Here is a 9,549-nt window from a genome sequence, read left to right as displayed (position 1 = left end):
TTTTTGACGATTACTATATAAAGTTAGAACATGCCTTTTTCAACCTTGATAACAAAATTTTAAGTCGCGCACGGCGTTACTTTAGCAAAAGTAGACACAACAACAATGTCAGGTATCCGACATTTTGTAAATTAAACAAATGCAGAAATTATTTTACCCGGCTCATACTCACCTTGCATATCCGTTCGCTCGCGCCCTTTTTGATACTCTTGCTCAAGCATTTTTTGAAGTTCCTCTATTTTATCAGCAATTGCGCTAGGGTCTGCGCCCTCACTTTGCTGTTCTTTAATGAGCTCTTCTATTGTCGCTTTTAGCTCGTCTATTTTGTTTTTGTTTACACCTAAACGCTGATAAACCAACGCTTCTTGAGCACCTTCTAAAAACGTTGGTTCTTTAGGGGCTGAGGTAATGCCTTTAACATCATTTGTTTTTTCGTTAGGGAGCGGATTAGTTGCCGCAACTTCGCTTGAACTTGCCGCTTTATTTACTGTAGGAGAGTTATAGTTACTGTATTGATTTTTAAAGGTTATTGTTGTCATTAGCTCAAATCCATTATTGCCTCACGTGTTATGTAGCAATTTTGGTTCCAACTAATTCACTTTAATTAAAGTGTTTTTTTAAGCTTTTTCAGCGCATGCCTGTAATTTTTGTTTATCTAAAATAGTAATACGTTGATACCCCAAGCTAATAGCTTGTAGGCTAGCGAGTTGTTGCAGTATTTGATTAATAGTTTGGCGCGTTAGGTAGGTCATATCAGCAAGTTGCTGCTGAGATAAAACAAGCGGTGTTAAGTGCTCTGTATGTTCGCTTAGCATTAAAAGCCGGTTACATACTTTTTGCTCAGCGCTTAACAGGGCATGATCTTCCATTGAGGTAAACATTAGGCGTAACTTTTGTGCCAATAATAAACCAAACTCTTGCCAATATTGTGGCTGTTCATTTAAAAGCTGTTCAAGCTCGCGTTGGGGAACGTAAAAAAGCACAACGTCAGTTTGTGCATATACGTCATGAGTACGCAGGCCACCATCAAACAAGGTAACTTCGCCAAACCACAATGATGAATCAATAAAGCTCAATACGGCTTCTTTGCCTTCGTTACTTACGCCACTAATACGCACCACGCCGCTAAGCACTGCATAAATTCCATCGTGCTTATCACCTCGCAAAAATAATGATTGCTGAGCTTTTAGCGAGAGCGTTTTGCCCTGCGTTAATAAAAAGCTTTTTAAATAAGCGCTACGGTTTTTAAACCAATGCCCTTGCTCTATAACGTTTTGCTGCTGTGGAGTCATTATTTACTGCATTTGCTTATTAAATGGCTGTTTTTCGATAACCAATTTTTTAGGGAAATTTAAATCGGTTGCTATAACAAAATCATCGTAAGGATCATTACCCGAAAACAGTTCAGTTATTAATGTATCGTTTTTATAAACATTAACGGTTACACCGCTGCCCATACCGCCTGAGTTAATAATATAATAATGATATTCGCCGTTACTGAAAAATAAAATACTCTCGCCAATACGCCCTACTTGCCTGTAGTAACTACCAAATGGTGCATCCGGTGTTGCTTCTTTTTCAAGCCCTATGTCATTAACTCTACCAAATCGATAACTAAGTGATGAGTCATCTTTTGCAACACAAATAGAAAGCACTTTATCGGTAGGTTCTAACTTGTAGGCTGTACTTTCATCTGGGTTACGCACAACTTTATGCATTTTTGCGTTAATGTAGGCTGCTTCATTACTTTTACAATGTGTTGCCAGCATACCGACCACTAAAGCGGGTTCGTTTGTTTGAGCTGCTGAAGGCGTGTTTACTTTGAGATCAGAGGGTAAGTTACTTACATTATTATTTAGCTGAGGGCTATCTTGCATTGCCATACTTTGTTCGTCACAACCAAACAGTGCAAACAAGAAGAAAGAATAAAAGCTCGCTAAAAATTTAATGCGCATAATAAAATCCATCTATGAGAGAGCCTTTAAAATAGCGATAAAACTAGCGACCCGCAACACTCTTATGCGCAATACTTTATAAGTTTATTTTTAAACCATCTTCTGCAAAAACTACGTTACTTTTTAGTGATTTAATTAACGATTTTTTAAACAATTGCTGATTTTTTAATGACCGATTCATAAAATGAGATAGAACCGCCGTTTTAGGTGCAGCCTCAATTAGTACCTTAGTGATTTGACTTGGGGTAATGTGTAAATTTTTAGCCCCGTCTGATGCGTTTTCATCAATTGCGTTGTGCATAACCACTACATCGGCATTTTTAGCAAAGTCAGTAAATGTGCCGAACTTGTCGGTCATGTCGCCTGCAAACACAAGTTCGCATCCTGCTATACTCACTTTCCACGCTAAAGCCGGAATAGGTCCATGGTTAACTGTCATTGCATTAACAGCCAAATCACTTTGTAGTGATTGTTTAAATTCATTTTGTTTTGTTGATGCAACAGAACGAATATCTAATTTGTAGTTTTCATTACCTTCTACGTAATCACTTAAGTATCTAAATGCGCCCTGCTTACCTAGTAACGCTTGTGCATATTCATTAGTAGAAACCATTACACGGTTGCCCTGGGGGCCAAATATCGCAAGTGTTTTATCGCGTGATGTAAAGTAACTGCCTTTTATAAAACTAGGTAAATCGCCAGCATGATCAGTGTGTAAATGGCTTAATAAAATGGCATCAACATCACTAAATTTTGCACCTGCTTTATCAAACCCAATACTGGCACCAGAGCCTACGTCAACTAACACTCTGGCTTTATTTTCGTGCCAAATAAGGTAACTTGTTGATGCGCGACCATCGTTAAGCTCAGGGCCGCCCGAGCCTAAAATTTGCAAACTTACATCACTACATTGCTGCGCGCCAATACTACTAAACGACGCCATAATTAAAGCGGTTGCAGCTAATCCTTGTTTTACATTGCTCATAATTATTAATACCTATAAATAGTGTTTTAAGTTGAGTCTATGGCTGAGTGTAATAAGTAATTTAAGTTTTGTCCTAGTTGAGTGACCAACGGCCTACTTATTAATTTTAGCCCTTACTAAAAGCTGATTTAAACACCTTATTAAAGTGTTTAAATAACTAAATGAATCAATAACCGGTTTTCTTATAATAAAATGTTGTTACACAACTATTTAAAACGGTTTTTTATAACCACCTGTAATTTATAATTTAAATAAAATTAAATCTAAAAAACATACATTTTAAAAACAATTTAGTCTCATTTTATTAAAACAATAGTTGACCCTATTTAAAATTTAAACTAGCATTTCTGGAAGCGCTTCCACAAAGCTCAGTTAAATGAATTTTTCTGGAAGCGCTTCCATACATTTGACAATGTTTATAATTACACAATAACAGCCCCATACAGCTGTTAATAATAATGATAAAAGTGCGAGGGAAACCGAATGTCCAACCATATTGTAAGAAAAACAAAGATAGCGACCAGCCTATCTCTGATTTTAGGCGCATCTATCTCTTTACCTGTATATGCACAAGAAGCAAATACAGATGTTGAAGTAATTCAAGTTACTGGTTTTAAAAGCAGTATTAAAGAGTCTACTCGTTTAAAACGCGACGCCGCAGGCGTTGTAGATGCTATATCAGCTGAAGATATTGGTAAATTCCCCGATACCAACTTAGCCGAGTCGCTACAGCGTATTACGGGTGTGTCGATTGATCGTTCAAATGGTGAAGGCTCTAAAGTAACGGTTCGTGGTTTTGGTCCCGACTACAATATGGTAACCCTAAACGGGCGTACAATGCCGGCAGCTTCATTGCCTTCAGGCGGTGGTACACCAAGCTCTCGTGCTTTTGACTTTGCAAACTTAGCGTCTGATAGCGTTAAATCGGTTGAAGTATATAAAACAGGTAAAGCAAGTATTGCATCAGGTGGTATTGGCGCAACAATTAATATTAATACGGCTCGCCCACTCGACAATCCAGGCTTTGTTTCAAGCATTGGTGTAAAAGCATTACACGACTCAACAAACCGCGTTGGTGATGACATAACACCAGAGCTTTCGGGCTTAATTAGCTGGACCGACAGTGAAGCTAAATTTGGTGCCTCGTTAACTGCAAGCATGCAACAGCGCGATAGCTCATCAACAGGTGCGTTTGTAAATCAATGGAATACATCTGCTTTTGACGGCACAATCCCACAAGCAGCAGACGATATTGTTTTAACTAATGCACCCGCTGTTGGCCAGCTTTATTCAATGCCATCAGATTTGCGCTACACCATTGCCGACAGAGAACGAACTCGTACAAACGCACAATTAACGCTGCAGTACAGCCCTATTGACGATTTAACAGCCACGCTTGATTACACGTATTCTAAACAAGATTTGTTCGAAGCCCGTGCTGAGCAATCAATATGGATGGATAACTACAAAAGCGCGCTAACATTTGACGATAACACGGTAAAAACCCCTATTTACTACCGAGAAGAACGTCGTGATCAGCAAACACGTGATTTAGGTTTAGCGTTTCAAGAGTTAAACCAAGTTAATCAAAACGACTCTATTGGTTTAAACGTTGAGTACTATTTCAATTCACAATTGAGCTTTATGTTTGATGCGCACAATTCAAAAGCAACTAGTAAACCAGATGCAGCTTACGGCAGCTGGGTAAACGCAGGCTTGGGCGCAAACGTAGTTAACGCACAAGAAGTTGATTTTAGCCGTGAGCTTCCATCAATGAGTATCGATTTTGATGATTGCCGCCGAGACAACCTAAATTGTAATAACACGTTAGATGCCTCTGATGTGGGAACGTCTATTTTAGATTCTAACTTTGCTCGCCAAGAGTCTGAAGTAACAGAATTTAGAATTCATGGTAAATACGAAATTGAAAACGGGGCAATTGACTTTGGTATAGAGTCTCGCTCTATGGAAAGCCATTCACTACAATCGCTTACACGTAATACAATGGGTAACTGGGGTATCGAAAACCCAGGCGAACTACCTGATGGCTACCTAAATCCAACAAACTTTTTAGCCGAATTTGACGACTACGATACATCAGGCTCGTATAATCAGGGATTCACAGGCAGCGCATCGCAAATTGGCTACTGGGCAGGTGAAGAATACGGCTTTAATTTTGCAGCCGATGGCGCATTTGCAACTAACCGTACCATTGAAGAAGATATAACAGCCGCGTTCGTGCAATTTACTTACAACGGTTACATTGGCGATATGCCATACAACGTTGTTATTGGCGCGCGCCAAGAGTCTACCGACATTACCTCAACGGCTAATATCGATTTACCTAACGCAGTAGCGTGGGAAGGTAATAACGACTTCAACGTACGCTTTGGTTCTGACAAAGAAGATTTTTCGCTTAAATCTAGCTACGATCACTTTTTACCAAGCTTTGACTTTGACATAGAAGTAATTGAAAACGTAAAAGCACGTTTTTCTTATAGCACCACTATTGCACGCCCAACTTACGATAACTTAAGCTCTGCAGCAACCGTGGGTGTACCAAGTGGTCCGACTCTGCTCGCTGGTTCGTCACAGGCAACTGCATCAACAGGTAACCCTGGTTTAGTACCACTTGAATCAGATAATATTGATGTATCGGCTGAATGGTACTTTGCAGAAACAAGCTATGTGTCGGTAGGTTACTACACGAAAGACATCGAAAATTTTATTGGTTTATCACCAATGACACAAAACTACTACGGATTACGCGATGCAACAGCGGGCCCTCGCGCACAAGCTGCCATTGCCGAGCTAGAATCTCGCGGACTTGCAGTAACTGATTCAAACTTATTCCAAATGGTTGCAGCAACAGAAAACAACGTTGATTTTGACTCAATGACCTACGAAGAGTTTGAAGCCGCTTACGATGTAATTGCAAATGGTGATGACCCATTACTAGAATTTACAGCACAAGTACCTACAAACAATAAAAATGCCACTATTGATGGTTTTGAAGTTGCCTTTCAGCACTTTTTTGGTGAAAGCGGCTTTGGTGTGCAAGCAAACTACACCACTGTTAATGGCGACATAGACTTCGATGTAAACGCTGACCCTACTACTACACAATTTGCACTAGTGGGTCTAAGCGATACAGCTAACTTTATAGCAATGTACGAAAACGACGATTTTCAAGCACGTATTGCTTACAACTGGCGTGATAAGTTTTTAAATAGCGCAGCGCGTTATATTAACGAGCCAGGCTTTACTGAAGAATATTATCAAATCGACTTTAATGTTGCGTACAACTACAGCGAAAAACTCTCGTTTTTTGTTGAAGGCATTAACATTACTGAGCAAAACAGCCGCGAACATGGCCGTACGTCAGCACAGTTATGGAACCTACAGCAGCTAGGCGCACGTTACAACATTGGTATGCGTTACAACTTCTAAAGGTAATACAAAGTAAAGCCGTTAGTTTTTACTAGCGGCTTTTTTGTATTTAAAACAGTATTAATGCTAGTTTAATTGTTATCAATTTTAGGGTGTTAAGTCATGACCAAATCAATAACAAAAATAGTCGTTTTAGGTGGTGGCACTGCCGGTTGGCTAAGCGCAGGCTTATTAGCTGCTGAACACCCGCACCTTAGTATCACATTAATCGAGTCGGCAAATGTGCCTATACTAGGCGTGGGCGAAGGCACGTGGCCGTCAATGCGCAACACCCTACAACGTATTGGCATTAAAGAAATTGATTTTATAACCCAGTGCGACGCGTCATTTAAGCAAGGTTCTAAATTTATAAATTGGCGTAACCTCAGCGAGGGAGAAAACTACTACCACCCTTTTATGAATCCACAAGGCTACGAGCACACCAATTTACACGCCAGCTGGCAACGTATTGCACCTGATCAAAAATTTGCCGACGTGGTTAATATGCAAAGCTTTGTATGCCAAGCCGCACTTGCACCAAAACAATTACAAACTCCCGAATATGCAGCGGTCACCAACTATGGCTATCATTTAGATGCGGGTAAATTTGCTGAGTTTTTAAAAAATCACTGCGTTAAAAACCTAAGCGTTACGCATATTACTGACGATGTAACCGAGGTTATTAACGACAAGCATTGCTATATTGCCTCATTAAAAACAAATAATAATGGCGATATAACGGGTGATTTATTTATAGATTGCTCAGGCTCTTGCGCTCGTTTAATTGGGGAGCATTTTAATAGTGAGTTTATAGCGCAAGATCATATTTTATTTAATAACAGCGCTGTTGCGGCGCAAATACCTAACTCACACTCAGATCAACCAATTGCCTCTGCTACGCTATCTACAGCGCAAAGTAACGGCTGGATTTGGGATATAGCCCTGCCAACGCGCCGTGGTACAGGTTATGTATTTAGTAGTAAATATCAAAGTGATGAAAGCGCAACAAATACACTAAAAAGCTATATAGCCAAAAGCACCAGTGAGCAACAAGCTGAGCAGCTTATCTACCGCGTATTAAAATTCAATCCTGGTTACAGGCAAAAATTTTGGATTAAAAACTGTGTTGCCGTGGGTATGTCTGCTGGTTTTTTAGAGCCGCTTGAAGCGTCAGCTCTTGCTATGGTTGAGCTTTCAATTAGCATGATAAGCGAGCAACTTCCGCAAAACCGCACCCACATGAGTCAGCTTGAAACGCGTTTTAATGATCGTTTTAGCACTCGTTGGCAGCGCGTTATTGAGTTTTTAAAACTTCATTATGTGCTAAGCGAGCGCGACGACACTCCTTATTGGCAAGATATTAGTAATTTAAATACCGCGCCCGAGCGCCTGCAAAATTTACTTAAACTTTGGCAATTTCAACCCCCTAGCCGCTTTGATTTTATTGAGAACGAAGAAGTGTTTTCATCAAGCAGTTATCAATACGTTTTATATGGCATGGGCTTTAATACACAAACAGTATCTGCACAAAATACATTTAACGACCCACGTGCTGGGGATTACTATTATCAGCAAAATCGCGAAAAAATAGCGCAGTGCTTAAATGGACTGCCAAGTAATCGCGCGCTTTTAAATCACCTTTTATCAAATAATGGGCAGCCACATAATGACTAAAACAAACGCTGTTAAAAACGTAGTAATTGCTGGGGGCGGCACTGCAGGTTGGATGGCCGCAGCGGCACTTGCCAAATTAGTTGGCAACAATATAAACATAACCCTTGTTGAATCTGACGATATTGGCACCGTGGGCGTTGGCGAGGCAACAATTCCGCCAATTCGTACATTTCATAAATTGCTAGGTATAAACGAGCAAGCATTTATGAAAGCGACCCAAGCCAGTTTTAAATTAGGTATTAGCTTTGAAAACTGGGGCGATGAAAACACCCATTATATTCACTCGTTTGGCGCTACCGGTAAAGAATGCTGGGCGGGTGAATTTCATCACTTTTGGCTGCAAGGTAAAGCACTTGGAATAAACAACCCATTTGGCGATTACTGTTACGAACTACAAGCCGCCAAAGCGGGTAAATTTGCGTTTAATCAGCAAAACCCCATTAACTATGCTTACCATATGGATGCCACGCGTTACGCGCAGTTTTTACGTGAATTTTCAGAGCCACTAGGTGTAAAACGCATTGAAGGTAAAATACAAAAAGTAATAAAAAATACTAAAAAAGGCCATATAGAATCATTGATTTTAAATAATGGCGAGCACATTAACGGCGACTTTTTTATTGATTGCACCGGCTTTAGAGGCTTATTAATAGAGCAAGCATTGCATACGGGCTACGAAGACTGGTCGCATTTACTACCGTGTAACAGCGCCATTGCGGTGCAAACAAAATCAACCAACGAGACCGTATTGCCACTTACCCGATCTATTGCCCATAAAAGCGGCTGGCAATGGCGTATACCGCTGCAAAACCGTGTAGGCAACGGATTAGTTTATTGCAGCCAATATATGGATGACGAACAAGCCAAAGCGCTATTATTAAATAATATTGAAGGTGAGCCGCTTACAGAGCCCCGTATTATTAAATTTAAAACAGGGCGTCGCTTAAAAGGGTGGAACAAAAACTGCCTAGCGCTTGGCCTTGCTAGCGGTTTTGTAGAGCCACTTGAGTCCACCAGCATTCACTTAATTATGTCGGGTATTATTCGCTTTATGCGTTTATTTCCGTTTAATGGCATTACCAATCACGCCATTGACGAATACAACAAACAACTTAAAAGCGAAATTGAAAATATTCGCGACTTTATTGTGCTGCACTACAAAGTAACTAATCGCGATGACAGTGAGTTTTGGCAACACTGTAGTGCCATGGAGGTGCCAAAAACACTTCAGCACAAAATTGATTTGTTTAAGCAAACTGGCCGTGTATTTTTAGACGATGGCGATATTTTTAGAGTCGATTCGTGGGTGCAAGTTATGCTTGGTCAAGGTATTGAGCCTAATCAACATCACTTAATAGCCAGCATGATGAGCGATGAAGAACTCACCCGTTTTTTACACGGTATTAAGCAACAAATAGAGCAACGCGTAAGCCAATTACCACCTCATCATGAGTTTTTAAAGCAGTATTGCCCAGCATAAATATTTTTTATAAAAAAAGCCCTTTA

The 9,549-nt window shown here is 40.1% G+C and carries 7 protein-coding genes; 3 read left to right on the top strand and 4 right to left on the bottom strand.

Features of this window, described 5'->3' with window-relative positions:
- Window positions 1-131: 131 nt before the first annotated feature.
- The 4 genes from I6F53_RS15230 to I6F53_RS15215 all read right to left on the bottom strand — a co-directional run bounded on the left by I6F53_RS15230 (window position 132) and on the right by I6F53_RS15215 (window position 2,940).
- Window positions 132-539 carry a hypothetical protein gene (locus I6F53_RS15230; RefSeq protein WP_165741491.1) on the bottom strand — a complete coding sequence of 136 codons (408 nt, stop codon included), beginning with the start codon at window positions 537-539 and terminating at the stop codon, window positions 132-134.
- Window positions 540-617: 78 nt separating this feature from the next.
- Window positions 618-1,292 (bottom strand): Crp/Fnr family transcriptional regulator, encoded by a 675-nt coding sequence (locus I6F53_RS15225; RefSeq protein WP_165741490.1) that lies wholly within the window; start codon window positions 1,290-1,292, stop codon window positions 618-620.
- 3 nt (window positions 1,293-1,295) lie between these two features.
- Window positions 1,296-1,955: a hypothetical protein gene (locus tag I6F53_RS15220; RefSeq protein ID WP_231616610.1), complete on the bottom strand. Its 660-nt coding sequence runs from the start codon at window positions 1,953-1,955 to the stop codon at window positions 1,296-1,298.
- A gap of 76 nt (window positions 1,956-2,031) precedes the next feature.
- Entirely contained in the window at window positions 2,032-2,940 is a 909-nt protein-coding gene (locus I6F53_RS15215; RefSeq protein WP_197240124.1) for an MBL fold metallo-hydrolase, read from the bottom strand.
- 483 nt (window positions 2,941-3,423) lie between these two features.
- Here I6F53_RS15215 and I6F53_RS15210 point away from each other — a divergent pair, with 483 nt between their 5' ends.
- From I6F53_RS15210 to I6F53_RS15200, 3 genes are all read left to right on the top strand, one after another.
- Window positions 3,424-6,390 carry a TonB-dependent receptor gene (locus tag I6F53_RS15210; RefSeq protein ID WP_197240123.1) on the top strand — a complete coding sequence of 989 codons (2,967 nt, stop codon included), beginning with the start codon at window positions 3,424-3,426 and terminating at the stop codon, window positions 6,388-6,390.
- A gap of 102 nt (window positions 6,391-6,492) precedes the next feature.
- Window positions 6,493-8,043, top strand: coding sequence for a tryptophan halogenase family protein (locus I6F53_RS15205; protein ID WP_197240122.1), 1,551 nt, complete (start codon window positions 6,493-6,495; stop codon window positions 8,041-8,043).
- Complete coding sequence (locus tag I6F53_RS15200) at window positions 8,036-9,523, top strand: tryptophan halogenase family protein (protein ID WP_197240121.1); 1,488 nt, start codon at window positions 8,036-8,038, stop codon at window positions 9,521-9,523. Before I6F53_RS15205 ends, I6F53_RS15200 begins: the two co-directional genes overlap by 8 nt.
- The last annotated feature ends 26 nt before the right edge of the window (window positions 9,524-9,549 follow it).

The sequence above is a fragment of the Pseudoalteromonas sp. SWN29 genome (assembly GCF_015864465.1).
Lineage (GTDB): Bacteria > Pseudomonadota > Gammaproteobacteria > Enterobacterales > Alteromonadaceae > Pseudoalteromonas.
This window is presented reverse-complemented; position numbering and strand designations above follow the sequence as displayed.

What these genes read in the sequence shown, in the direction of transcription:
- I6F53_RS15230 (WP_165741491.1), bottom strand. Translation starts at nt 539, where the DNA reads ATGACAACAATAACCTTTAAAAATCAATACAGTAACTATAACTCTCCT.
- I6F53_RS15225 (WP_165741490.1), bottom strand. Translation starts at nt 1,292, where the DNA reads ATGACTCCACAGCAGCAAAACGTTATAGAGCAAGGGCATTGGTTTAAA.
- I6F53_RS15220 (WP_231616610.1), bottom strand. Translation starts at nt 1,955, where the DNA reads ATGCGCATTAAATTTTTAGCGAGCTTTTATTCTTTCTTCTTGTTTGCA.
- I6F53_RS15215 (WP_197240124.1), bottom strand. Translation starts at nt 2,940, where the DNA reads ATGAGCAATGTAAAACAAGGATTAGCTGCAACCGCTTTAATTATGGCG.
- I6F53_RS15210 (WP_197240123.1), top strand. Translation starts at nt 3,424, where the DNA reads ATGTCCAACCATATTGTAAGAAAAACAAAGATAGCGACCAGCCTATCT.
- I6F53_RS15205 (WP_197240122.1), top strand. Translation starts at nt 6,493, where the DNA reads ATGACCAAATCAATAACAAAAATAGTCGTTTTAGGTGGTGGCACTGCC.
- I6F53_RS15200 (WP_197240121.1), top strand. Translation starts at nt 8,036, where the DNA reads ATGACTAAAACAAACGCTGTTAAAAACGTAGTAATTGCTGGGGGCGGC.